39 protein-coding genes and 2 tRNA genes are annotated in these 22,705 nt (G+C 31.3%); 38 read left to right on the top strand and 3 right to left on the bottom strand.

The window, feature by feature from the left end; all coding sequences use genetic code 4:
- Positions 1–153 precede the first annotated feature (153 nt).
- The 7 genes from EHV01_RS00335 to EHV01_RS00305 all read left to right on the top strand — a co-directional run bounded on the left by EHV01_RS00335 (position 154) and on the right by EHV01_RS00305 (position 5,096).
- Positions 154–230 (top strand) — tRNA-Ile (locus EHV01_RS00335).
- Positions 231–248: 18 nt separating this feature from the next.
- A tRNA-Ala gene (locus tag EHV01_RS00330) sits at positions 249–324 on the top strand.
- A gap of 182 nt (positions 325–506) precedes the next feature.
- Positions 507–1,436, top strand: a complete 930-nt coding sequence (locus EHV01_RS00325; protein ID WP_422065696.1) for a hypothetical protein — start codon at positions 507–509, stop codon at positions 1,434–1,436.
- Positions 1,437–1,518: 82 nt separating this feature from the next.
- The gene (rplI, locus tag EHV01_RS00320) at positions 1,519–1,968 is read left to right on the top strand and encodes a 50S ribosomal protein L9 (RefSeq protein ID WP_422065695.1); all 450 of its coding nucleotides are present in this window, start codon (positions 1,519–1,521) and stop codon (positions 1,966–1,968) included.
- Between the two features lie 3 nt (positions 1,969–1,971).
- On the top strand, positions 1,972–3,348 hold the full coding sequence (gene dnaB, locus EHV01_RS00315; RefSeq protein WP_422065694.1) for a replicative DNA helicase: 1,377 nt from the start codon (positions 1,972–1,974) through the stop codon (positions 3,346–3,348).
- Between the two features lie 54 nt (positions 3,349–3,402).
- Positions 3,403–4,626, top strand: a complete 1,224-nt coding sequence (locus EHV01_RS00310; RefSeq protein ID WP_422065693.1) for a lipoprotein — start codon at positions 3,403–3,405, stop codon at positions 4,624–4,626.
- Positions 4,626–5,096 carry a 23S rRNA (pseudouridine(1915)-N(3))-methyltransferase RlmH gene (locus EHV01_RS00305; protein WP_422065692.1) on the top strand — a complete coding sequence of 157 codons (471 nt, stop codon included), beginning with the start codon at positions 4,626–4,628 and terminating at the stop codon, positions 5,094–5,096. Before EHV01_RS00310 ends, EHV01_RS00305 begins: the two co-directional genes overlap by 1 nt.
- Before the next feature lie 54 nt (positions 5,097–5,150).
- On the opposite strand, the gene EHV01_RS00300 is transcribed toward EHV01_RS00305, so the two are convergent.
- A complete protein-coding gene (locus tag EHV01_RS00300; protein ID WP_422065691.1) occupies positions 5,151–5,558 on the bottom strand; it encodes a hypothetical protein in 408 nt (135 codons plus the stop codon).
- 422 nt (positions 5,559–5,980) lie between these two features.
- Here EHV01_RS00300 and rpsJ point away from each other — a divergent pair, with 422 nt between their 5' ends.
- The 30 genes from rpsJ to EHV01_RS00150 all read left to right on the top strand — a co-directional run bounded on the left by rpsJ (position 5,981) and on the right by EHV01_RS00150 (position 21,843).
- Positions 5,981–6,289, top strand: coding sequence for a 30S ribosomal protein S10 (rpsJ, locus tag EHV01_RS00295; RefSeq protein ID WP_338991997.1), 309 nt, complete (start codon positions 5,981–5,983; stop codon positions 6,287–6,289).
- A gap of 64 nt (positions 6,290–6,353) precedes the next feature.
- Positions 6,354–7,130, top strand: coding sequence for a 50S ribosomal protein L3 (rplC, locus tag EHV01_RS00290; protein WP_422065690.1), 777 nt, complete (start codon positions 6,354–6,356; stop codon positions 7,128–7,130).
- Positions 7,131–7,152: 22 nt separating this feature from the next.
- Entirely contained in the window at positions 7,153–7,779 is a 627-nt protein-coding gene (gene rplD / locus EHV01_RS00285) for a 50S ribosomal protein L4 (RefSeq protein WP_422065689.1), read from the top strand.
- The gene (gene rplW / locus EHV01_RS00280) at positions 7,779–8,066 is read left to right on the top strand and encodes a 50S ribosomal protein L23 (RefSeq protein ID WP_114564653.1); all 288 of its coding nucleotides are present in this window, start codon (positions 7,779–7,781) and stop codon (positions 8,064–8,066) included. Before rplD ends, rplW begins: the two co-directional genes overlap by 1 nt.
- A gap of 55 nt (positions 8,067–8,121) precedes the next feature.
- Complete coding sequence (rplB, locus tag EHV01_RS00275; protein WP_422065688.1) at positions 8,122–8,958, top strand: 50S ribosomal protein L2; 837 nt, start codon at positions 8,122–8,124, stop codon at positions 8,956–8,958.
- A gap of 83 nt (positions 8,959–9,041) precedes the next feature.
- On the top strand, positions 9,042–9,317 hold the full coding sequence (gene rpsS / locus EHV01_RS00270; RefSeq protein ID WP_400248328.1) for a 30S ribosomal protein S19: 276 nt from the start codon (positions 9,042–9,044) through the stop codon (positions 9,315–9,317).
- A gap of 27 nt (positions 9,318–9,344) precedes the next feature.
- Positions 9,345–9,683 (top strand): 50S ribosomal protein L22, encoded by a 339-nt coding sequence (gene rplV, locus EHV01_RS00265; RefSeq protein ID WP_422065687.1) that lies wholly within the window; start codon positions 9,345–9,347, stop codon positions 9,681–9,683.
- A 19-nt stretch (positions 9,684–9,702) separates the two neighbouring features.
- Positions 9,703–10,461 carry a 30S ribosomal protein S3 gene (gene rpsC / locus EHV01_RS00260; protein ID WP_338992013.1) on the top strand — a complete coding sequence of 253 codons (759 nt, stop codon included), beginning with the start codon at positions 9,703–9,705 and terminating at the stop codon, positions 10,459–10,461.
- A complete protein-coding gene (gene rplP, locus EHV01_RS00255; protein ID WP_422065686.1) occupies positions 10,461–10,874 on the top strand; it encodes a 50S ribosomal protein L16 in 414 nt (137 codons plus the stop codon). Before rpsC ends, rplP begins: the two co-directional genes overlap by 1 nt.
- A 3-nt stretch (positions 10,875–10,877) precedes the next feature.
- Positions 10,878–11,900: a 50S ribosomal protein L29 gene (gene rpmC / locus EHV01_RS00250; protein WP_422065685.1), complete on the top strand. Its 1,023-nt coding sequence runs from the start codon at positions 10,878–10,880 to the stop codon at positions 11,898–11,900.
- The gene (gene rpsQ, locus EHV01_RS00245; protein WP_400248345.1) at positions 11,884–12,144 is read left to right on the top strand and encodes a 30S ribosomal protein S17; all 261 of its coding nucleotides are present in this window, start codon (positions 11,884–11,886) and stop codon (positions 12,142–12,144) included. Before rpmC ends, rpsQ begins: the two co-directional genes overlap by 17 nt.
- Positions 12,145–12,165: 21 nt before the next feature.
- Positions 12,166–12,534, top strand: a complete 369-nt coding sequence (rplN, locus tag EHV01_RS00240) for a 50S ribosomal protein L14 (protein WP_400248320.1) — start codon at positions 12,166–12,168, stop codon at positions 12,532–12,534.
- Between the two features lie 9 nt (positions 12,535–12,543).
- Positions 12,544–12,864: a 50S ribosomal protein L24 gene (rplX, locus tag EHV01_RS00235; RefSeq protein ID WP_422065684.1), complete on the top strand. Its 321-nt coding sequence runs from the start codon at positions 12,544–12,546 to the stop codon at positions 12,862–12,864.
- 19 nt (positions 12,865–12,883) lie between these two features.
- Positions 12,884–13,426: a 50S ribosomal protein L5 gene (rplE, locus tag EHV01_RS00230; RefSeq protein WP_422065683.1), complete on the top strand. Its 543-nt coding sequence runs from the start codon at positions 12,884–12,886 to the stop codon at positions 13,424–13,426.
- Between the two features lie 13 nt (positions 13,427–13,439).
- Positions 13,440–13,625, top strand: a complete 186-nt coding sequence (locus EHV01_RS00225) for a type Z 30S ribosomal protein S14 (protein ID WP_422065682.1) — start codon at positions 13,440–13,442, stop codon at positions 13,623–13,625.
- A 19-nt stretch (positions 13,626–13,644) separates the two neighbouring features.
- A complete protein-coding gene (rpsH, locus tag EHV01_RS00220) occupies positions 13,645–14,034 on the top strand; it encodes a 30S ribosomal protein S8 (protein WP_114564644.1) in 390 nt (129 codons plus the stop codon).
- Between the two features lie 24 nt (positions 14,035–14,058).
- The gene (gene rplF / locus EHV01_RS00215; protein ID WP_422065681.1) at positions 14,059–14,598 is read left to right on the top strand and encodes a 50S ribosomal protein L6; all 540 of its coding nucleotides are present in this window, start codon (positions 14,059–14,061) and stop codon (positions 14,596–14,598) included.
- Positions 14,599–14,619: 21 nt separating this feature from the next.
- The gene (rplR, locus tag EHV01_RS00210) at positions 14,620–14,985 is read left to right on the top strand and encodes a 50S ribosomal protein L18 (RefSeq protein ID WP_422065680.1); all 366 of its coding nucleotides are present in this window, start codon (positions 14,620–14,622) and stop codon (positions 14,983–14,985) included.
- An 18-nt stretch (positions 14,986–15,003) separates the two neighbouring features.
- Positions 15,004–15,618, top strand: coding sequence for a 30S ribosomal protein S5 (rpsE, locus tag EHV01_RS00205; RefSeq protein ID WP_422065679.1), 615 nt, complete (start codon positions 15,004–15,006; stop codon positions 15,616–15,618).
- Positions 15,619–15,630: 12 nt separating this feature from the next.
- Positions 15,631–16,068: a 50S ribosomal protein L15 gene (rplO, locus tag EHV01_RS00200; RefSeq protein WP_422065678.1), complete on the top strand. Its 438-nt coding sequence runs from the start codon at positions 15,631–15,633 to the stop codon at positions 16,066–16,068.
- A gap of 47 nt (positions 16,069–16,115) precedes the next feature.
- Complete coding sequence (gene secY / locus EHV01_RS00195; RefSeq protein ID WP_422065697.1) at positions 16,116–17,516, top strand: preprotein translocase subunit SecY; 1,401 nt, start codon at positions 16,116–16,118, stop codon at positions 17,514–17,516.
- 18 nt (positions 17,517–17,534) lie between these two features.
- Positions 17,535–18,173 carry an adenylate kinase gene (locus EHV01_RS00190; protein WP_422065677.1) on the top strand — a complete coding sequence of 213 codons (639 nt, stop codon included), beginning with the start codon at positions 17,535–17,537 and terminating at the stop codon, positions 18,171–18,173.
- Positions 18,174–18,197: 24 nt separating this feature from the next.
- Complete coding sequence (gene infA, locus EHV01_RS00185; RefSeq protein ID WP_004028446.1) at positions 18,198–18,416, top strand: translation initiation factor IF-1; 219 nt, start codon at positions 18,198–18,200, stop codon at positions 18,414–18,416.
- 37 nt (positions 18,417–18,453) lie between these two features.
- Positions 18,454–18,567 (top strand): 50S ribosomal protein L36, encoded by a 114-nt coding sequence (rpmJ, locus tag EHV01_RS00180; protein WP_004028447.1) that lies wholly within the window; start codon positions 18,454–18,456, stop codon positions 18,565–18,567.
- Between the two features lie 17 nt (positions 18,568–18,584).
- Positions 18,585–18,950 carry a 30S ribosomal protein S13 gene (gene rpsM / locus EHV01_RS00175; protein ID WP_004028448.1) on the top strand — a complete coding sequence of 122 codons (366 nt, stop codon included), beginning with the start codon at positions 18,585–18,587 and terminating at the stop codon, positions 18,948–18,950.
- A gap of 18 nt (positions 18,951–18,968) precedes the next feature.
- A complete protein-coding gene (gene rpsK, locus EHV01_RS00170; RefSeq protein ID WP_004028449.1) occupies positions 18,969–19,358 on the top strand; it encodes a 30S ribosomal protein S11 in 390 nt (129 codons plus the stop codon).
- A 15-nt stretch (positions 19,359–19,373) separates the two neighbouring features.
- The gene (locus EHV01_RS00165) at positions 19,374–20,327 is read left to right on the top strand and encodes a DNA-directed RNA polymerase subunit alpha (RefSeq protein ID WP_422065676.1); all 954 of its coding nucleotides are present in this window, start codon (positions 19,374–19,376) and stop codon (positions 20,325–20,327) included.
- A 15-nt stretch (positions 20,328–20,342) separates the two neighbouring features.
- The gene (gene rplQ, locus EHV01_RS00160) at positions 20,343–20,702 is read left to right on the top strand and encodes a 50S ribosomal protein L17 (protein WP_105298344.1); all 360 of its coding nucleotides are present in this window, start codon (positions 20,343–20,345) and stop codon (positions 20,700–20,702) included.
- A 72-nt stretch (positions 20,703–20,774) separates the two neighbouring features.
- Positions 20,775–21,518 carry a type I methionyl aminopeptidase gene (gene map / locus EHV01_RS00155; RefSeq protein WP_422065675.1) on the top strand — a complete coding sequence of 248 codons (744 nt, stop codon included), beginning with the start codon at positions 20,775–20,777 and terminating at the stop codon, positions 21,516–21,518.
- A 145-nt stretch (positions 21,519–21,663) separates the two neighbouring features.
- Positions 21,664–21,843, top strand: coding sequence for a hypothetical protein (locus EHV01_RS00150; RefSeq protein ID WP_422065674.1), 180 nt, complete (start codon positions 21,664–21,666; stop codon positions 21,841–21,843).
- 32 nt (positions 21,844–21,875) lie between these two features.
- On the opposite strand, the gene EHV01_RS00145 is transcribed toward EHV01_RS00150, so the two are convergent.
- Positions 21,876–22,121 (bottom strand): hypothetical protein, encoded by a 246-nt coding sequence (locus EHV01_RS00145; RefSeq protein ID WP_422065673.1) that lies wholly within the window; start codon positions 22,119–22,121, stop codon positions 21,876–21,878.
- Positions 22,087–22,323, bottom strand: coding sequence for a hypothetical protein (locus EHV01_RS00140; protein WP_422065672.1), 237 nt, complete (start codon positions 22,321–22,323; stop codon positions 22,087–22,089). The genes EHV01_RS00145 and EHV01_RS00140 overlap by 35 nt, the downstream gene beginning before the upstream one ends.
- A 129-nt stretch (positions 22,324–22,452) precedes the next feature.
- Between EHV01_RS00140 and EHV01_RS00135 the strand changes: the two genes are divergently transcribed.
- On the top strand, positions 22,453–22,705 hold a 253-nt coding region (locus EHV01_RS00135), incomplete at its 3' end, for an IS1/IS1595 family N-terminal zinc-binding domain-containing protein (RefSeq protein WP_422065671.1).

The following is a 22,705-nucleotide window of genomic DNA, read 5'->3' as shown; positions in this document are numbered from 1 at the left end:
TATWAAATTTAAAGCAAAATCATAATCTTACACAAAATTAGTTTTCAAATTGTCATATTGATGATTTTTTTTATTTCATCAAGAGTTTTCGACAAAATTAAAGATTTATGGTTGTTTTTTAAATAAACTTAATGTTATAATGATTTAGGTTTTCGGGCTATAGCTCAGCTGGTTAGAGCGCACCCCTGATAAGGGTGAGGTCGATGGTTCAAGTCCATTTAGCCCGACCATTTTTTTATAAGAATTTTGGGCCCGTAGCTCAGCTGGGAGAGCACCTGCCTTGCACGCAGGGGGTCGACGGTTCGATCCCGTTCGGGTCCACCATTTCAAAATAGATTTAAACAATTAATTAAAAAAGCATATTAAATTATTAATATGCTTTTTTAATTGAATTTAATGGTTGCTTGTTACTATTATCCTGAATTTTTGTGAGGGAGGGTTTAATATAATGGCTTTTTTTGGTATAATATATTTAATGCAAAACAGAATATAAACAGGGGTGAAGTATGTCAATTTTTGATAAAAATGAAAACGAAAGATATGCATATTTTTTAACGAATTTTAAAGAAATCCTTACAGATTGAGTAGTTATGATTAATGATCAATTTATTAAGTCATCATTAGATAATTCATCAACTAAATTATTTGGAATGAATGTTGATAAAGCAATTTTATTTTTTGATATTAATTTAGATGCAAATAATGAATTACATGAATTAGGAATTATTAAAGAAAGTTATAGTATTGATTTAACAAATGATTTAGATTTGAATTTAGGGAAAAAAATAAATAAGAAAAACGAAGGAAAAAATTATGATTTAATTTATAACCAAATTGATAATTTTTTTATTGAAGATTCAGAATTATTAAAATTTTGTGAATATACATTAAATATTACTAATTTATCAATGGAAACGGATGGACCAACAATTAGTGGTTTGAATAATTATAAATCAGTTGCTTTTAATAGTTATCCAACAAAAATTTATGAATTATTAGATTGATTTGGTATTGAAATTGTTGATGCAATTAATAACGGATTAAAAGTAAAACGTTTTGGTGTTAAAGACAATAGTACTGGTAGTAATAGCAAGATAAGAAGAAAACCAAGATTAATGTCAAATAAAACTTTAAAAAATATTGATAATGATGATAACAAAATTAATAAAGAAATAATTTTTACTGAGTATTTTGCAAATAATGGTAATATTAGTGCTAAGTTAATTGCTTTAAATAAGTTATTACCACTGTTAGAAGAAAAACGAGCTGAAATTAAAGATTTTAATCCTAAGTTAGAATATGATATTTTTAGTTTTTTACAACATACAAAATATCGGAATTCTTTAACATATCAAGAAGATAGCGAAGCTGAAAAACGTTTGGATAAAGTTTTTAAAAAAGCGGTGTTATCGTTATATTTATTAGATATTGGTTAAAAAGCGAAGAAAATAATTCGTTTTTTATTTATTAAAATTATTTTAAGAAGTTTTCTGTTATAATTTGTAGTAGGTGATTATGATGAAAGTTATTTTAATTAAAGATGTTAAAGGAAAAGGAAAAGTTAATGATGTAATTGATATTGCTGATGGTTATGCAAAAAATTATTTAATTAAAGAAGGTTTTGCAATTCCAACAACTTCTGCTAATTTGGCTAAATTAAATGTTGTTTTATCACAGCAAGCAGCACAAGAAGCAGCAACAAAAGCTTCTTTAGAAGAATTAAAAGCAACATTAGAAGAATTAACATTGAATTTTAAATTAAAAGTTCATGATAATAAAACATTTGGTTCTGTTTCTTTAACACAAATTGAAGATCGATTAGCAAAAGAATTTAATTTAAAAGTTGATAAAAAGAAATTTATTGATAATAATAATTTAACAAGTTTTGGGTTACATTACCTAAAAATTAAATTAGCTCCAAATATAATTGCAACATTAAAAATGATGGTAGAAAAAAAGGAGAGTTAATTAATGGAAAAAATCAATAAAACAGAATTAAATAAACTTAATGTTATTAATGATGCGGAAAAAAATGTTTTAGCAATAATTGCACACTCCATTACAGCAGCTGAAGAAGTTTTTTCAATTTTAACAGAAGAAGATTTTACTGTAATGAATTACAAAGTAATTTTCAAAACTTTACAAGAACAATTTTCAGCAAAGGTTGCTATTAATATTACAACATTAAGCAATTATATGTTAAAAAATAATATTTTAAATAAAATTGGTGGCATTGAATTTTTAACTGATTTATTTCAATCATATACAACAGATGCTAATTTATCTGAATATTTAGATATTATTATTAAAAATACAACCTCACGTCGATTAAAGGCTGTTGTTGATAGTATTAATCGTCAGATTGATGCTCATCAGCCAATTGATGAAGTTGTTAGTCATGCAGAAAAAGAAATCTTAGATGTTAAAAAAGAGCGAAAAGGGAATTTATTTAAAACTTCATATGATGAAGTTGATAAAGTACTTCAAAAAATCGAATTGTTAGAAAATTCTGGTGAAATGTTAACAGGAAGTCCAAGTGGTTTTCGTGATTTAGATCGTATGACATCAGGTTTTCAAAAAGGGGATTTTATTATTTTGGCGGCACGTCCTTCAATGGGAAAGACAGCATTAGTTTTAAATTTTGCTGTTAAATCAGCTGCTCAATCAAAAAAAGCAGTTGCTATTTTTTCAGTTGAAATGCCAGCGGAACAATTAATTCAAAGAATGCTAGGAAGTTATTCAACAGTTGATTCTGTTAAAGTCCGAACTGGTAAAGGGTTACAAACACGTGATTGAGAAAATATTACCAAGGCGGCAGATTTTTTAAAACAAACAAAATTATTTATTGATGATACACCAGGTTTGAAAGTTATTGAATTACAGTCAAAGTTAAGAAAATTATGTCGTGAAAACGAAGTTGGTTTAGTTGTTATTGATTATTTACAATTACTTAGCACTGGAACTCATTTTGGTGATTCACGTCAACAGGAAGTTTCAACAATTTCGCGGCAACTTAAAGCATTAGCACGTGAATTAGAGGTTCCGATTATTTGTTTATCCCAATTATCACGATCAGTTGAAAAACGAGAAGACAAAAGGCCAATTATGTCTGATTTACGTGATTCAGGAGCAATTGAACAAGATGCGGATATTATTATGTTTTTATTTCGAGAAGAATATTATACTTCTCACGATTCAAATAATATGGAAAGACCAATGTTAGAAACAGAAAAAGCACAATTAATTTTATCAAAGCATCGAAATGGTCCAACTGGGAGTGTTGAATTATTGTTTGTAAAAAAACACGGTTCATTTGCTGATTATGGTTTGCAAAATACAAAAATTTAGGATACTATATTAATTAGTGAAAAATAAATTAGTGTTTAAGAAAAGAGGACTATAATGCGTAAGTTATTATCAATTTTTGCAGCAACAACTTTGGTTACAGCATCATCAGCATCAGCTGTTGCTTGTAGTGGTGCACCACAAGGAAATCCTATTCCTACTTTTATGTATAATGGAAATCAAAAATTTAGTCATGCTCCAACAGCAACTGGTAAATCAACAAATGGAATTGATGATGTAACCCAATCAGGAAAAGATGAAAATGGTGCTCCTTATGAATACAGTTTACAAGGGGGGCAATTGGGTTTAATTAATAATGCAATTAATCCTATTTTACATGGTATAAATTTAACAAAAGATAATAGTGTAACAACTGGTAAAGGAGCAAAGTGAACTGATGAGCAAATTGCAGCTGGCTTAAAAGGGCAAAAAGATGAACTAATTAAAACTGCAAAAACTGATGCGCAAGATCCTTTTGATAATAGTAAAAAAATTAATCAAAAAGTATTATGAGAAGAATTTTTTAACAATTATTCAACTAGTTATGACTCATACTATAGTCAAGTTGCTTTCCTTGCAAATGAAAATAAAACAATTTTAAATAAAATAAATGATAATTTGGTGACAATGACTGGAAATGCAGAAAAAACAAAGAATAAAGAATGAGTTAAAGAACAAACTTGACCAGATGGCAAAAAAACTCCTTATACACCTTCATCATTAAAAGTATTATCACCTATAGCATCGATTCTTGAATGATTAAATGATCCAAAAAATGGCTATAATCAAGGTTATGATCAAATTGATCAAAATCGTGGATATCAATCAGCACGTTATCTTGCAATTGTTATTTCTAATGTGACAATTCGCTTTGAGTTTCAAGGAGAACATAATCGTTTTACTTTTACATCAACAATTGATAAATTAGTAGGTTATGCAAATTATCTTGTTTACGAAAATCCAAATAGTACAAAAGATAGTCCAACTTATGGTCATCAATGATTTTTCCTAAGTTATGGTTTTTATGACTTTGAGAGTTTAAAAGATGATGATTATCATCACTATAATTTTAATGCGATTCCAGATGCTGCTAAGATTGATCAAAATATTAAAATTGCATTAGGTTTTGTTAAAAAAAATGATGATAAAGGAATTTTAACCGATGAAGAAGATAAGGAAGTTGGTAAACGTGGTCAATTCCCAACACCAGAAACAAATTATACTTTCCCAGCTCTAAAATGAACAATTAATGTTGATTCAATTACTGACCAATATAAATAATGGATATTAAAATTCTGGCAATTGGTTCATTAGATAAAAAGTATCTAATAATGGGCTATGAAACTTTTTTTGAAAGAATTAAGCATTATGCAAAATTAGAAATTATTGAATTAAAAGAAGTTAATAATAAGAATGAACAAGTAACAATTAATGAACAAACAGCATTAGTAATAAAAAAACTATTAGATTATTCAGAATATTATAAAGTATTATTAGCATCACAAGGTCAAATTTTAACAAGTGAACAAATTGCTGCATATATTAAGGAAGTTAAAGATTTTAAAAAAGCAAAGTTATTGTTTATTATTGGAGGCAGTCATGGCTTTAATAATAATGAATTATTGTCAAAGGTTAATTTTCAATTAAGCTTTGGAGCAATAACTTTACCACATCAATTATGCCGATTAGTATTATTAGAACAAATATATCGTAGTTTTAAGATTATTAATAATGAAAGTTATCATAAGTAATTTTTAATTAAAAAGAACAACCAGATTATATTTTTTTTAGTTTTAGTTCTTTTTTTATTTTGGCGGGTTTGCTCCATCATTGCAATTTTTTGTTTTCGCGCTAATTCTGATAAAGCATTTGTATTTTTTTCTAATAATATAATAATTGCCGATAATAAGGACTATTTTTTTAGCTAATTTAATAACTTTAATTCGGTCAGCGACAGTCATATTATTAACATCAATATAATTAGGATCCTTTGTTCTATAAGCTTGGTTTTTTAATTGCTTATTCTTTTTTTGAGCATTTAATAAAATTTTATACATTGGATTATTTTTATCAATGATTTTCTTTTTATCTAACTGTGGTTTTTTGTTTGTTTTGCGGTAAATTTCATGGCTTCGTGATGTTTTACGTGCTAAAGTTTCAAGTTGAATTTTAAACACCTGTGCTTTATGTTCTTGAATTTTTTGATAACGCAAATCATAACCATTGTCCTTTGTTTTTTTTCATAGAATAGAATTCTTGCATAACCTAGTTATTTTAAAATTCCTATAAAATATATTTAAAATAGAAATTATAGGAATTTTAAAATAACTAGGTTATGCAAGAAGTCTAATAGTTTTATTTTCTATTTCTTTTGCCATTTTTCTCCTTACTTTTCAACATGTAATTATTCCAATTTTATTATAATATTAATTATAAATTAGATGAAACAAAGAAGTAAAAAAGATAAAATATTTTATTTTTTTTCTTAAAAAAGACTTGCATTATTGCCTATTATCCAATAAAATGAATAAGCATTTATATTTTGTGGAAACATCTTTTGTGGTCTATAACTGATACACTGATAGGGGTTGTCAATGTTTACACAAAAAATATGAATAAATTAGGAGGAAAAGTAATGGCTCAAACTAAAATGAGAATTAAATTAAAAGGTTTTGATCACCGTGTGGTTGATCAATCAATTAAAAAAATCATTGAAGCAGCTCAAGCAGCAGGAGTAGAGGTAAAGGGACCAATCCCTTTACCAACTGATCGTAATATCATTACTATTTTAAGAGCAACTCATAAATACAAAGATTCAAGAGAACAATTTGAAATGAGAACACATAAAAGAATTATTGATATTATTAATCCTGATGGTCCAAAGGTAATTGACACTTTAAAAAGAGTGCAGTTACCAAGTGGTGTGGAAATTGAAATGAAATAAATAACCATTCTTAAATTTAATTTATAGACAAGATATACATGACGTATTTTCAAGGAGGAAAGAAATGAAAGGAATCTTAGGACGCAAAATTGGTATGACACAAATTTTTGCTACCGATGGTAGATTAATACCAGTTACAGTAGTTGAAGTACAACCTAATGTTGTTTTACGAGTATTGACAAAAGAACAAAATGGTTATCAAGCGCTTCAATTAGCTGTCGAAGATAAAAGAATTAGTTTGGTTTCAAAACCAGACCAAGGACAATTCAAAAAAGCGAATACAACACCTAAGCGCTTCGTTAAAGAAATCAGAAATATGGATGGTTATAATCCTGGCGATATTATTAAAGCTGATATCTTTACTGCTGGGGAATTCGTTGATGTTACAGGAACTTCAAAAGGGAAAGGATTTACCGGTTCAATTAAAAGACATAACTATTCACGGGGACCAATGGGACATGGTTCAGGTTATCACCGTGGTGTTGGGTCGATGGGAACTATTGCCCCAAATCGAATTTTAAAATCTAAAAAAATGCCTGGACATATGGGAACCGAAAAAGTAACAATTCAAAATTTAGAAGTTATTGCAATTGATACTGAAAAAAATGCTTTATTGGTAAAAGGTTCAATTCCAGGTCCCAAAAAACAGTTTGTAGTTATTAAAGAAGCAATTAAAGGTTTAAAACCAAATACACCAACAGAATTAGTTAAAAGAATTGTTGAAACAAAAACACCAGAGCCCACAGTAAAAGAAGAAAAACCAGTTGAAGGAGTTGTTGATGCAGCAGTTGATACAACGCCAACAGCAGTCACTGATGCACCAGCATCAAAGACAGAATAGTTTTGTAGAAAGGAATTTTAAAATGAAATTACAAGTACTTGATGTGAAGGGAACAAACGTTAAAGAAATTAGTGTAAATGATGCCATTTGAGGAATTGAGCCACATCAGCAAGCAATGTTTGATGCTGTTATTGCGCAACAAGCCGCAATGCGTCAAGGCACACACAAAACTAAGACAAGAACTGAAGTATCTGGTGGGGGAAGAAAACCTTGAAGACAAAAAGGAACTGGTCGTGCTCGCCAAGGTTCAATTAGAGCACCACAATGAAAAGGAGGAGGGATTGTTTTTGGCCCAACTCCAGAGAAAAATTATTTAAAACATGTTAATAAAAAAGTTAGAAAATTAGCAATTAAATCTGCATTATCGTTGAAAGTTCAAGATAAAAATATTATGATAATTGATCAATTTGGAATTGACAAACCTTCAACAAAAGCAATGGTTGAAGTTTTAAATAATTTAAAAGTTAATGGTGAAAAACTATTAATTATTACTACAGAAGGTGATGAAGTTAATTTTAAATCATCACGTAATATTGAAAAGGTAAATATAATTACATCAGCTGGGATTAATATATATGATTTATTAAATGCAAACAAATTATTAGTAACAGAACAAGCAATTAAAGCAATTGAGGAGGTGTACGCATAATGCATATTACAAATGTCATAAAAAAACCAATTTTATCAGAAAAAACATATCGTAATATGGCGAATGGGGTTTATACTTTTGAAGTTGCGCGTACAGCAAATAAAGTTCAAATTAAAAAAGCTTTTGAAAAAATCTTTGAAGTAAAGGTTGAAAAAGTTAATGTTATTAATTATGACCCAAAAGAAAAGAAAATGGGAAAATTTGTTGGAGAGACAACATACACAAAACGTGCAATTATTAAATTAAAACCAGGTGAGAAATTAGATTTATTAGGAGAAGATAAATAATTCCAGGATACACTATCTGGGACTGTTTATTGGCGAAATAGGAGGATAAATAAAAATGCCAATTAAGAGTTTTAAACCAGTCACACCGAGTCGTCGTAATATGACGTCATTAGATTATTCCGTGTTGACAACTGATCGCCCGGAAAAATCATTAATTGAAACTCGGAAAAAACATGCTGGTCGTAATAACCAAGGAGTTATTACAACAAGACATAAAGGTGGCGGCCATAAAGTTAAATATCGTATTATTGACTTTAAACGTAATAAAGATAATATTATTGGAAAAATTGCAACAATTGAATATGATCCAAATCGTAATGCCTTTATTTGTTTAGTTAATTATGTTGATGGTGAAAAAAGATATATTTTAGCACCAAAAACCATCAAAGTTGGAATACAAATTGTTAGTGGTGAGAAAACAGATATTAAAGTTGGAAACTGCATGAAAATAAAAAACATTCCAGAAGGGACTGTTCTACATAATTTAGAATTACGTCCAGGCAAAGGTGGACAATTAGCTCGTTCAGCTGGTTCATCAGTGCAATTATTAGGGAAAGATGAAGATGGTAAATATGTCACAATTCGATTAACATCAGGTGAAGTTCGTAAAGTTTTAGGAGAATGTCGAGCAACAGTTGGTGAAGTTGGAAACGAAGACTACGCCCTAGTAAATTGAGGAAAAGCAGGACGAAACCGCTGACGTGGAATTCGTCCAACTGTTCGTGGGTCAGTTATGAACCCAAATGATCACCCCCATGGTGGGGGGGAAGGTAAAGCTCCAGTTGGTCGAAAAGCACCAATGACACCATGAGGTAAAAAAGCATTAGGAGTGAAAACTCGTAACAAGAAAAAAGCTTCAACTAAATTAATCGTTAGAAGACGTACTAAATAATCTTGCTAATTAGGGTCAATCCGACAAATAATAGTTGAAAGTAAAAATCAAAATTAGAGAGATTATATATAGGAGGTAAAACAATGTCACGAAGTCTGAAAAAAAGGCCATTTGTTGATAAACATTTACAAAAAAAAGTTGAAGCATTGAATACTGCGAATAAAAAAGAAGTTGTTAAAACTTGATCAAGAAGAAGCGTTATCTTCCCAGAATTTATTGGTCATACTTTTGCTGTCCACAATGGAAAAGAACATATTCCAGTTTATGTTACCGAAGATATGGTTGGTCATAAATTGGGAGAATTCTCACCAACAAGAAAATTTGGTGGACATGGCGATGATAAGAAGAAGAAAAAATAATTAAATTCAGAAAGTGAGTATTAATAAATGGATGTAAGAGCAAACTTAAGAAGTATTAGAATATCGCCACGAAAAGTAAGATTAGTTACCGATTTAATTCGGAATAAAAAAGTGGGAGACGCAATAGTTATTCTTAACAACACAAACAAAAAATCATCAGTTCCAGTTCAAAAATTAGTTAAATCAGCGGTAGCAAATGCCGTTAATAATAATGGATTGGATGCTGATTGCTTATTTATTAAAGAAATCTTCGTTAACGAAGGACCAACATTAAAACGTTTCCGTCCGCGTGCACATGGGCGAGCATATGAAATATTGAAGAGAACAAGTCACATCACAGTTACTGTTAGTGATAGACAACAATAAGAAAGGAAGATAACAAGAGATGGGTCAAAAAGTTAGTCCAACAGGATTACGCGTTGGAGTTATTAAAACGTGAGATTCAAGATGATACGCTGAAAAGCAAGAATATGTCAAATGATTGCATCAAGATATCAAGATTAGAAAAGCTCTAATGAAAGAATTAAAAGGAGCAAGTGTTTCTAAAATTGAAATTGAACGAACAAAAAAAGAGATTGTTATCTTTATTAGAACTGCTCGTGTTGGTGTTGTCTTAGGACAAGAAGGAAAAAACATCGCAAAATTAGTAAAATTAGTACATGTTACAATCGGCGATCGTAAAATAGAAGTAAAAATTAATGTTGTTGAAATTAAAAACCCAGACACTGATGCACAATTAGTGGCGAATACCATTGCTGAACAGATTGTTAATCGTGCTTCATTTAGAAGTGTTCAAAAATTAGCAATTAAAAAAGCAATGAAAGCTGGAGCACAAGGAATTAAAACTTCCGTTTCAGGACGTTTAGGTGGTGTAGATATGGCACGAACAGAAGGATATACCGAAGGAACCGTACCATTAGCAACTTTACGTAGTGATATTGATTATGCTTTAGCCGAAGCTTTAACAACCTATGGCCAAATTGGAGTTAAAGTTTGAATTTGTAAGGGAGAAATCCTAAGCAAAGAATTAGTTTCTACAAGTGATGAAAAACCAAAGTTTGAAAAACGCGACTTTAATCGTTCAAACAATAATCGTCGTGATCAAGGACCAAAATCACACCCTGCTGCTAAGGAGGCAAAATAATGTTATTACCAAAAAGAACAAAATATCGTCGTCCGCATCGTATTAAATATGAAGGAAAAGCAAAAGGAAATACGAAAGTAGATTTTGGAGAATTTGGATTAAAATCACTAGATGGAGCGTGAATTACAAACCGCCAAATTGAAGCAGCGCGGATTGCAATGACACGTTATATGAAACGTTGAGGAAAAGTTTGAATTAGAATTTTTCCTCATATGGCAAAAACAAAAAAACCATTAGAAGTTCGAATGGGTTCAGGAAAAGGTTCACCTGAAGAATGAGTAGCAGTTGTTAAAATAGGAACGGTCATGTTTGAAGTGGCAGATGTTTCTGAAGAAACTGCCCGTGAAGCATTACGATTAGCAATGCATAAATTACCAGTAAGATGTAAGATTGTTAAAAAAGGAAAAGAGTAAGAGATGAATGATTTAACCAAAAAATCAGTTGAAGAATTGAAAAAACTGGAAGAAGAATCACGTGCTGAATTATTTGCGTTACGATTCCAATCAGCAATGGGGAATTTAGAAAAACCACATCGCATTGGGGAATTAAAAAAGCAAATTGCTTGCATTTTAACAATCTTATCTGCTCGTAAAAATGCTGGGGAAAACACCGCAATTAATGTTAAAGTTAATTTAAATGAAACATATGCGAAAATTGAAAAAGAATCACAAGCATTTGCAAAACAACGCAAGGCAAAAATTGAGCAAATGATGGCTGAGCAACAAGCTGCTGAAGGAGAAATGCCAAGTTTAATGGATTTACCATTAAATGACGCAATGGACTTAACAGAAGAAGCTGTTGTTTCAACAACAGGAGAAGCAAATGTTCTTGATGAACAAAAAACACCAGTTGCGACAAAGAAACCAGCCGGTGGGAAAGAATCTCCTAAGAAAAAAGTTGTTGGGGAAGAAAAACCGACAACTGGAAAAGCAGCTATATCAGCTGTAAAAAAAGCCTCAGTGGCTAAAAAAGATGTTGTACAAGAAACTAAAACTTATAAAGATGCAACATTAAAAACTTTAATTAAAGAAAAAGCTGCGGCAAAGAAACCAGCAGCAAAAAGTAAAATAACACCAAGCGACAAAACAACAGTAACTGTTAAATCAGTTACTTCGGCTAAAGCACACATTGAAGTACCAAAAGGAGCAAAAAAAGCAGAGCCAACTAAGACAACTAAAAAAACAACTGAACTTAATGCAAAAGAAAAATTAGCAGCAATTAAAAGTTCTGTTGCGATGGGTGGCACTGCAAAAGGGTGTGGTTCAGGAGTTAAAATTGATTTAGAATTAAAAACAAAAGACCCTAACGCAAAAGAATATACTTATGGTACAAATTGAAAAGAAAATCGTGATAAAATCTTAACCTCTAGTAAAACAACAAAAAAGCCGATGACAAAACAACTAAGAAAGGGACAGGGAAAAAATAATGAAAAGAAATAGTCGTAAAGTCTTACAAGGACGTGTTATTTCAGATAAAGCTGAAAAAACAATTACTGTTTTAGTTGAAACATATAAAAATAACCCCTTATATAAAAAACGTGTAAAGTATTCAAAAAAATATTTAGCACATGATGAACAAAATCAAGCCCACATTGGAGATAAAGTAAGCATTATGGAAACGCGTCCTTTATCAAAAACTAAACACTTTCGTCTAATTCAAGTTATTGAAAAAGCAATTGGTTAGTAAGAAGAGGATAATAAAAAAATGATCCAACAAGAATCAAGATTAAAAGTTGCTGATAACTCTGGGGCAAAAGAAGTGTTAGTAATTAAAAATTTGGGTGGTTCATGACGAAAGTTTACTAATATTGGGGATATCGTTGTATGTACAATTAAAAAAGCAACCCCGGGTGGAATTGTCAAAAAAGGACAAGTTGTTAAAGCGGTTATCGTGCGTACTAAACGTGGTTTAAAACGAAGTGATGGAACACAAATTCAATTTTCAGAAAATGCTGTAGTATTAATTAAAGATGATAAAAACCCACGTGGAACACGGATTTTTGGGCCAATCGCCCGGGAAGTTAAAGATGCTGATTTTGTAAAAATTGCATCATTAGCACCAGAAGTATTATAGGAGACTATTATGAATAAAGTTAAATTTAAAAAAGGTGACTTAGTGAAAGTTATAGCCGGAAAACATAAAGGAACAGAAGGTCCAATCATTCGTGTCTTACGTGAAAAAAGTCGTGTGGTAATTGAAGGAATTACAAATATTAAACATGTGAAACCTTCACAAGATAACACTGAAGGAAGAATTCAACAAGTTCCCGCTTCAGTTCATATTTCAAATGTTGCATTAATTGATCCAAAAAATAAAAAAGAAGTTACTAAAATTAGTTATCAAATTGCTGATAATGGTAAAAAAGATCGCATTGCTCGTAAATCAAAAGCGCATTTAGCGTAGAAAGGAATAATGATTAATAATGAATGTTAATTTAGAAAAAAAATATAAGAATACAATTGTTAAAGAATTATTCAAAGAGCAAGGTTTTCAATCAATAATGCAAGTTCCTGTTGTTAAAAAAATTGTTGTTAACATGGGAGCTGGGGATGCAACACAAAATAGTAAAGTAATTGAAGATATTACAAATGAATTAGCATTAATAACTGGGTTACGACCAGTTGTTACCAAAGCTAAAGGTTCAATTGCTTCCTTTAAATTACGTGAAGGAATGCCAATTGGAACAAAAGTTACTTTACGTGGGAAAAAAATGTATCAGTTTTTAGATAAACTAATCAACATTGCTTTACCACGAGTAAGAGATTTCCGTGGGCTTAATAAAGATGCCTTTGATGGGCGTGGAAATTATACCTTAGGAATTAAAGAACAAATTATTTTCCCTGAAATTGACTATGATAAAGTTAAAAGAGTACGGGGAATGGATATTACAATTGTCACAAGTGCAACAAATGATGATGATGCTCGAGCATTATTAAGCAAAATGGGAATGCCATTTAAAAAATAGGAGGAAAGAAGATATGGCCAAAAAATCATTAAAAGTTAAACAACAATGCCATCCAAAATTCAATGTAAGAGGTTATACTCGATGTGGAAACTGTGGACGACCTCATGCTGTGTTACGTAAATTTGATTTATGTCGTTTATGCTTTAGAAATTTAGCAAGTAAAGGACAAATTCCTGGGGTTAGAAAAGCTTCATGATAGAAAGAGAGACTAATTAATTATGATGATTGATACAATCGCTGATATGTTAACAAGAATTCGCAATGCTAATCAACGTTTACACAAAAGTGTAAAAATGCCGTCAAGTAAAATGAAAGTAAGAATTGCTGAGATTTTGAAAGAAGAAGGCTATGTCGAAGACTTTAAAGTATCAGGAGATATTAAAAAAGACTTAACGTTAACTTTAAAGTATAAAGGTAAAACAAAAGTTATTTCAGGATTAAAACGAATCTCAAAACCAGGTTTAAGAGTTTATGTAACCGTTGAAGAAGTACCTCAAGTTTTAAATGGGATGGGAATTGCAATTATTTCAACAAATCAAGGAATTATGACAGACAAAGCAGCAAAACAAGCTCACTTAGGTGGCGAAGTTATTGCTTATGTGTGATAGAAATATTTAAAGGAGAGCAAAACAATGTCTCGAATTGGTAATAGAGAGTTAAAAATTCCAGTTGGTGTTGAAGTAACAATTCAACCAAATAATGTTATTGTAAAAAGCGCAAAAAGACAATTAGAACAAGCAATTCCAAGTGTTATTACTGTTGCCGTCAAAGAAGGTGTTGTGACAACAACTAGAGCAAATGATGTGAAACATAGTAAGCAATTACATGGCACAATTAATTCTTTAATTCAAGGAATGTTAGAAGGTGTCAGCAAAGGTTTCAAAAAAGAATTAGAAATTAATGGAGTAGGGTATCGTGCGGCGTTAGCTGGTGATAAGTTAACGTTAAGTTTAGGATATTCTCATCCAATTGAATATAAAATTCCGCAAGGAATTACAATTACACTTCCAAAACCAACACAAATTATTGTAGAAGGAATTTCAAAACAATTAGTTGGGGAAGTAGCTGCAAACATCAGAAATTATCGTAAGCCAGAACCTTACAAAGGTAAAGGAGTTAAATACAAAAACGAACACATTATCCGTAAAGAAGGAAAATCTGCTGGTAAATAGCAGAAGAAAGGAATATCAACAATGGCAAATTTACAAAGTCAAAGTCGTAGTGCAAAACGAAAAAGAAGACATTTTCGTGTTCGTGCCAAAATTAATGGTACAACAGCTGTTCCTCGTTTAAATGTGTTTAAATCAAATGGGCATTTTTATGCTCAATTAATTGATGATGTGAAGCAAAAAACAATTGTTGCAGCCTCAACATTAAAAATGGCTGGTTTAAAATCAACAAGCAATATTGCAGCGGCAGAAAAAGTTGGCAATGAAATTGCAAAAAAAGCACTTGATAAAAAAGTTACAACGGTAGTATTTGATCGCGGTGGATATTTATACCATGGCAAAGTAAAAGCATTTGCAGAGGCTGCTCGTAAAGCAGGACTGAAATTTTAAAAGGAGCAATAAGAAGATATGGCAGAGAATAAAACAGATTTAAAACCAAATACAGGAAACTCAGCTCAACCAGCAGCAAAAAAAGAAGGACCACAACATAATTTTCGGCAAGGCAATCAACGTTTTGAACGTAATAATGATCGTCGTGGTGATGAAAATATGTTTGAAGAAAAAGTCGTAACAATTCGTCGGGTTACTAAAGTAACAAAAGGAGGACGCCATTTCCGCTTTGCGGCAGTTGTTGTGATTGGTGATAAAAAAGGTCGCGTTGGTTTTGGGACTGGAAAAGCAAACGAAGTTCCTGATGCAATCAAAAAAGCAATTAAAGAGGCAAAAAAACAATTAGTAAAAGTGCCACTAGTGGGAACAACTGTTCCACATGAAGTTATTGGTCATTTTGGAGCAGGAAAAGTATTAATTAAACCAGCTCGCAAAGGGACAGGAATTATTGCTGGAGGACCAGCCCGAGCTGTGATTGAATTAGCAGGTTTAGCAGATGTTTATACAAAATCATTAAGATCAAATACCCCAATTAATATGATTCGTGCAACATTAGATGGTTTAAGTAATTTACGAACAATTGATCAAATTGCAAAATTACGTGGTAAAACCGTAGAAGAGTTACAAGGATAAGAGGGCAGAACAATGAAATTAAACGAATTACAGTATACTGATGGAGCCCGTCATAGTAAGAAACGACTAGGACGAGGAACTTCATCAGGATTAGGAAAAACAGCTGGTAAAGGACATAAAGGGCAAAATGCCCGCACCGGTGGTGGTGTTCGCCCTGGATTTGAAGGGGGACAAACTCCTATCTTCCGTCGTTTACCAAAGGTTGGTTTTACTAATTTAACAACCAAAAAATATGTCTTATTAAACTTAAATGATTTGGAAAAATTAGGATTGAATGAAATTAACCATCAAACATTAGTTGCCAAAAAAGTGCTAAAAAATGAAAAAGAATTAATTAAAATCTTAGGTAATGGTACAATATCTAAGAGTGTTAATGTTAAAGTTAACAAAGTTTCGCAAACTGCAAAAACAGCAATTGAAAAAGCTGGAGGAAAAGTGGAGGTAATATAGTGAAAACTGGAGGTAATATAGTGAAAACTAAAGCGAAAAAAAGAAAAATGACTCGCCATAATCGCGAGGTTGACATTGTTAAATCATCAAACTTTTTTGTTAAAAATAAAGATTTGATTAAACGAATTTGTTTTACTTTATTAATTTTAGTTTTAATTCGTTTAGGTAGTTATTTAACAGTCCCAGGCGTAAAAATTTCACCTGACTTTCAAGATTTATCAAACAATGATCAGTTCTTTAGTTTGATTTCAATGTTAGGAGGAGGAACGCTTGGAAAGTTTTCAATTTTAGCTTTAGGAGTATCACCATATATTACTGCTTCGATTATTGTACAGTTATTATCAACTGATGTAATTCCGCCTTTATCACGCTGAGCAAAAAGTGGAAAACGTGGGCGGAAAAAATTAGATCGCTTAACAAAGTGATTAACAATTCCATTTGCAATTATGCAAGGAATTGCCACAATTTTTACTATGGCAAACCAAGGCATTATTTCTCCAAAATGAGATTCATCTGATTTTGGAACAGGAAGTCCGATCTTTTATTATACATTAGTTCCAACCGCCTTAATTGCAGGAACAATGTTAATGCTTTGATTAGCAGATCAAATGACAATTAGAGGGATTGGTAATGGGGTCTCATTAATTATTTTTGCTGGAATTGTTGCGCAATTACCAAATAATTTACAAACAACTTTTAAATTCTGAATTTCAGGACAAGAAGACATTAACTTATTATTTGATGGAATTTTAAAATTCTTAGTGTATGTTGTAATGTTCTTATTAGTGGTTTTATTTGTTGTAATGTTAAATGAATCAGAACGGAAATTGCCAATTCAGCAAACTGGAAGTGGTTTGATATCTGGAAATGAAGAAACCCGCCCCTTCTTACCATTAAAAATTAATTCCGCTGGAGTTATTCCCGTAATTTTTGCCTCGGCATTAATTTCAGCCCCAATTACTGTTGCACAGATTATTAGTGTAAGTAATCCAAATAATGGTTTTGTGCAATTTACCAATAATTATTTATCGTTTAGTACATGACCAGGAATTATTATTTATGCGATTTTAACAATTTTATTTACTTTCTTATATTCACAAGTGCAAATGAATCCTGAAAAAATTGCTGAGAATTTTCAAAAGGCCGGAACCTTTATTCCTGGTATTCGCCCTGGGAAAGAAACTGAAAAATACATTAAGGGAACAATTAACCGTTTAAGTATTTTAGGGTCAGTCTTTTTGGCGGCAATTGCAATTTTACCTTATGTGATTAGTAAATTAACAGCTTTACCAAGTGCATTAGCAATTGGAGGAACAGGATTAATTATTATGGTATCAGTCGCATTAGAAACAATGCGTCAAGTTAAAGGACGAATTACGCAACAAGCGTTTATTGATAAAAAGTCGCAACAATTAACGGATGATACTAAAGATTCATATTTATGATAGAAAGCCAGAGGAAAGTTAATGCGAAATTTTATTTTGTTAGGAGCTCCTGGTAGTGGAAAAGGAACCCAATCAGACCATTTAGTTAAAAAGTTTGGTTTTACGCATATTTCAACCGGTAATATTATTCGTGATAATACTAAGCAAAACACACCATTAAGTATTTTGTGCCAACAGTATGCTGACCAGGGAAAATTAGTTCCTGATGATATTATGATTCAAATGGTTGAAAATCATTTACAAACAGTAACTGGTGATTTAATTTGAGATGGTTTTCCGCGCACAATTGCGCAAGCAAAAAAATTAGATCAATTATTGCAAAAACTAAATAGCAGGGTTGATCATACATTATATTTTGAAATTGATGAAGCAAAGTTAATCGAACGAATTACGGGACGTTTAACTTGTCCAACTTGTGGACGAACATATCATAAAACAGCAGTGCCCCCAAAAGTGGCATGAGTTTGTGATGATGATCAAACCCCATTAGTACAACGTAAAGATGATAATGAAGAAAAAATTAAAATTAGATTAGCGGCATATCATGCTGATACTGCACCGTTAATTGAATATTATTTAAATCAGCAAGTATTAACCGTTATTGATGCTGATATGGAAGGAAATGCTGTCTGAGATCAAATTATGGCAGTTTTAAAATAACGGAGATTGGAGGTAATAGATAAAATGGCCAAAACTGATTTATTAGAAGTACAAGGAACAATTTTAGAAGTATTACCAAATACAATGTTTAAGGTGCAATTAGAAAATGGTGCAACTATTTTAGCTCACGTTTCGGGTAAAATCCGGATGAATTACATTCGCATTTTACCCGGCGATACAGTAGTTGTTGAAATGTCACCTTATGACTTAGAACGTGGGCGTATTGTTTTTAGACATAAATAAACAAAATAACAAAAATTTTGGTAAAGGAGAATACACGATGAAAGTAAGATCATCAGTTAAAAAAATCTGCGACAAATGTCGTGTAATTAGAAGAAAAGGGCGTGTGATGATAATTTGTTCACAGCCAAAACATAAACAACGACAAGGTTAAAAAGGGAGGAAAAGAATATGGCACGTATTGGCGGAGTAGATATTCCAAATGATAAGCGCGTAGTAATTGCGTTAACATATATTTATGGAATTGGAAAACCACAATCACAACAAATTTTAAAAGAAGCAAAAATATCAGAAGATATTCGTGTGAAAGATTTATCAGAAGATGAATTAACAACAATTAGAAATGAAATTGCCAAATTAAAAACCGAAGGAGACTTACGACGTGAAGTTGCCTTGAATATTAAACGTTTAATGGAAATTGGTAGTTATCGTGGAATGCGTCATCGTAAAAGTTTGCCAGCACGCGGACAGTCGTCAAAGCAAAATGCACGAACAGTTAAAGGACCACGTAAAACAGTTGCTAATAAGAAAAAATAGTAGATAAGGAGAACAATTATGGCTGTTAGAAAAAAAACGAATAAGAAAAAAGTTAAAAAAAATGTCCTAAAAGGAATTGCACATATTCATTCAACTTTCAATAATACAATTGTTACCCTTTCTGATGAAGCGGGTAATGTCATTTCATGAGCATCAGCAGGAGCAATGGGTTTTAAAGGAAGTAAGAAGTCAACTCCTTATGCTGCCCAAATGGTTGCTGAAGCAGCTGGAAAAGCAAGCCAAGAACACGGAATGAGTAGTGTTCAAGTTGAAGTAAAAGGGCCAGGCCCAGGGCGTGATGCTGCGGTACGGAGCATTCAAGCAATTGGATTAGAAATCACTTCAATTAAAGATGTAACGCCAATTCCTCACAATGGGGCACGTCCACCAAAAAGACCAAGAGGATAGGAGAAAGATTAGGCGATGAAACAATTTATTAGACCAGAATTTAAATTACAAGCAGAAGATAAAGCCAATAATTACGGAAAATTTTTAGTTGAACCGTTAGAACGAGGATTTGGTGTTACATTAGGAAATGCGATACGTCGAACATTACTATCAGCAACACCAGGAGCCGCTGTTTTTGCTGTTCGAATTAAAGGTGCCTCGCATGAATTTACTGCTATTCCCGGTGTTGTTGAACATGTTACAAAAATAATTTTAAATATTAAAAATTTAGTATTAAAAATTAATCAAGATATTATTCCAGATGGAGAATCAGTAATTTTAAAAGTAGTTTCTTCAAAAGAAGGAGAAATTTATGCAAGAGATTTAGTTGTCCCAACTGGAGTAGAAGTTATCAATGGTGATTTATTATTAGCAACAATTGCTAAAGGTGGAGAATTAGACTTGGAGCTACATGCTCGTAATTCACGTGGGTATAAATCATTTACAGATAATAAAAAAGAAAAAAAATATGCTGATTTAATTGTAATTGATTCAAATTATTGTCCAATTCAGCGTGTGGCTTATAATGTTGAACCAACAAAGGTGGGGAAAAATGCTGACTTAGAAAAATTAGAATTAGAAATTCAAACTGATAGTTCAATTACGCCAGTTAACGCTGTTGCAATGGCAGCAAAAGTTATTACTGAGCATTTAGAATTCTTTGTTAACTTGAATGAAGCAATTAAAGCAACCCAAATTATTTCATCTGAAGCAGAAGCGGAAGAAGATGAATTAGATCGTAGCATTGATGAAATAGAGTTTACGCAACGTTCACAAAATTGCTTAAAAAGAGCAAAAATTGATACTTTACGTGATTTAGTTTCAAAATCAGAAGATGAAATTCAAGAAATTAGAAACTTAGGGAAAAAATCATTAACAGAAATTAAAGACAAAGTGGCCCAATTAGGTTTACACTTTCGACGTGATTAAGAGAGGTGAAAAAGGATGTCATACCAACAAAAAAGAGGGAAAAATACTGCATGAAGAAATGGCTTAATGCGTAATTTAGCAACCGAATTAATTATTAATGAACGGTTGGAAGTAACAGAAACACGCGCCAAAGAATTACGCCGTCATGTTGATAAATTAGTGACACTAGGAAAACGACAAGATTTACATGCTCGTCGTCGTGCTGCTAGTTTTTTACGTGATATTGATGCAAATGAAAAGGAAACCGCATTACAAAAATTATTTAATGGCATTGCCAAAAAATATAAAACTCGTAATGGTGGTTATACACGCATTTTAAAATTAGATAATCGTAAAGGAGATAATGCTCCGATGGTGATTATTGAATTAGTCTAACCAAAAAACTAACTGTTGTGTTGTTAGTTTTTTTCTTTTTATGATAAAATAAAATCTGAAAGGAATTTAACGATGATTACAATTAAAACAGACCAAGAAATTGAATATATGCGGAAAGCTTGTTTAACATTAAAACAAATTCTTCAAGAATTAAAAGCGATGATTAAACCAGGAGTAACAGGCGTTATGCTTAATCAACGCGCAGAAGAAATTATTCGAGCAAATAATTGCCAACCAAATTTTAAAGGTTTATATGGTTTTTCCGCGACTATTTGTGTTTCTTTAAATGAAGTTTTAGTGCATGGAATTCCAAATCATACGCCATTTGTGGAAGGTGACCTTGTTTCTGTTGATGCGGGTTGTTCATATGAAGGTTATAATAGTGATGGCGCTTTTACTGTAATTGTTGGAAAACTGCGCACAAGAGAACATGTGAAGTTATTAACTGTCACTGAAACAGCACTAGCAAAAGCAACCGCAATTTTAAAACCAGGAGTACGAATTGGTGATATTGGTGAAACAATTCAAACATATGTTGAAGGAGAAGGTTTTTTCTTACCAACTGAATTTACTGGTCATGGAATTGGGCGTGAATTACATGAAGAACCAATGATTCCTAATGTTGGAACAGCGGGGGTAGGAATGCGCTTACAAGCTGGAATGACAATTTGTATTGAACCAATGGTTCAAATTGGGACTAAAGCAATTAAAATGTTAGATGATAATTGAACACCAGTGTCAGCGTTACATTTATGTAGTGCCCATTTTGAAGATACAATTTTAATTACTCCGACTGGATATGAAGTTTTAACTTAATTATTTTTAAAAATAATAATCGTACCGAATCCTTAATAAAGTATTTGACCCATTTTTTAATTTTCTTGTGAATGAATTGAAAAATTGGTAATTATTGTGTACCATAAATGAGTAGGGCTTTATGTTTAACATGAAGGGAGCTATTATGCGATTTAAACAAAGAAATTGAGTTTGAAAAATTAATATTTTTGGCAAACATATTAAAGCTGGAGCAGGAAAACGAAATCCGTTTGATTATGCCCGAGTTAAAAAAATGACCCGAGAATTAATTAGAAAACAACGATTAGAAGCAAAAGCAAATAAAAATAATAACTATCAATTTTAAAAAACCATACTTTCTTAGTATGGTTTTTTAAATTATTTATTAAGTTGATAACTATTTTTAGTTTTTTGATAAATCATTGTTTTGTAATCTTTATCAAGAAAGCCAATAAATGTAAAAACACCAACAAAATGATAACCAATACCTAATTCTTTTTCATTTAATTTTGCAAAAGTAATTAATTGGGTTTGACGTTCTAATTGTTTTTCGCCTAATTTTTGTTGTTTTGTCTGATCATTTGTGTCATTAAAATAATAAATATAATTTCAGTCATCGGACATATAATTTGCATATCCCTTTAATTGCTAATGCTTTTTGGGTGAGAGAAACAATATTAGAAAATCAAACTTGTTGATAATGATTAATATTATAGCCACTTGTTAAAGTTGAAAGCTGATTTTCATCAGTAAATAAGGTGCTCAAGACATCAAAAATTGTTCGAAATATTATTTTATCATCAGTTGTAATTTCTTTTTTTTGCAAAATTTCTTTAATTTTGTCGAAAACTCTTRATATTTATAAAATATAYCTTTAATTTTGTCGAAAACTCTTGATATTTATAAAATATACCTAAAATTAGGTATATTTTTAATATATGGAGGTAAATAATTAATGAAAAAAATAATTACAGAATTAATAAATAGCTTAACAGATGATCAATTTTTAGAATTTTATGAAAAAATAAAACAACAAGCAGACTTAATTAAAAAACAAAAACGTTTAAATGAAATTGATCAAAAATTTAGAGATAAAGGCATTACATGTCCTAATTGCAAATCTTTTCATTGTGTTAAAAATGGTCATAATTCCGAAGGAAAACAAAAATATTTATGTAAAAAATGTCGTGCTAGTTTTGATGCATTYW

Origin of the sequence: Spiroplasma sp. hy2, from assembly GCF_044714365.1 — a bacterium.
In the GTDB taxonomy this organism is placed as follows: domain Bacteria; phylum Bacillota_I; class Bacilli_A; order Mycoplasmatales; family Mycoplasmataceae; genus Spiroplasma; species Spiroplasma phoeniceum.
The sequence above is the reverse complement of the archived record's forward strand: the minus strand, read 5'-3'. Positions and strand labels throughout refer to the sequence as shown.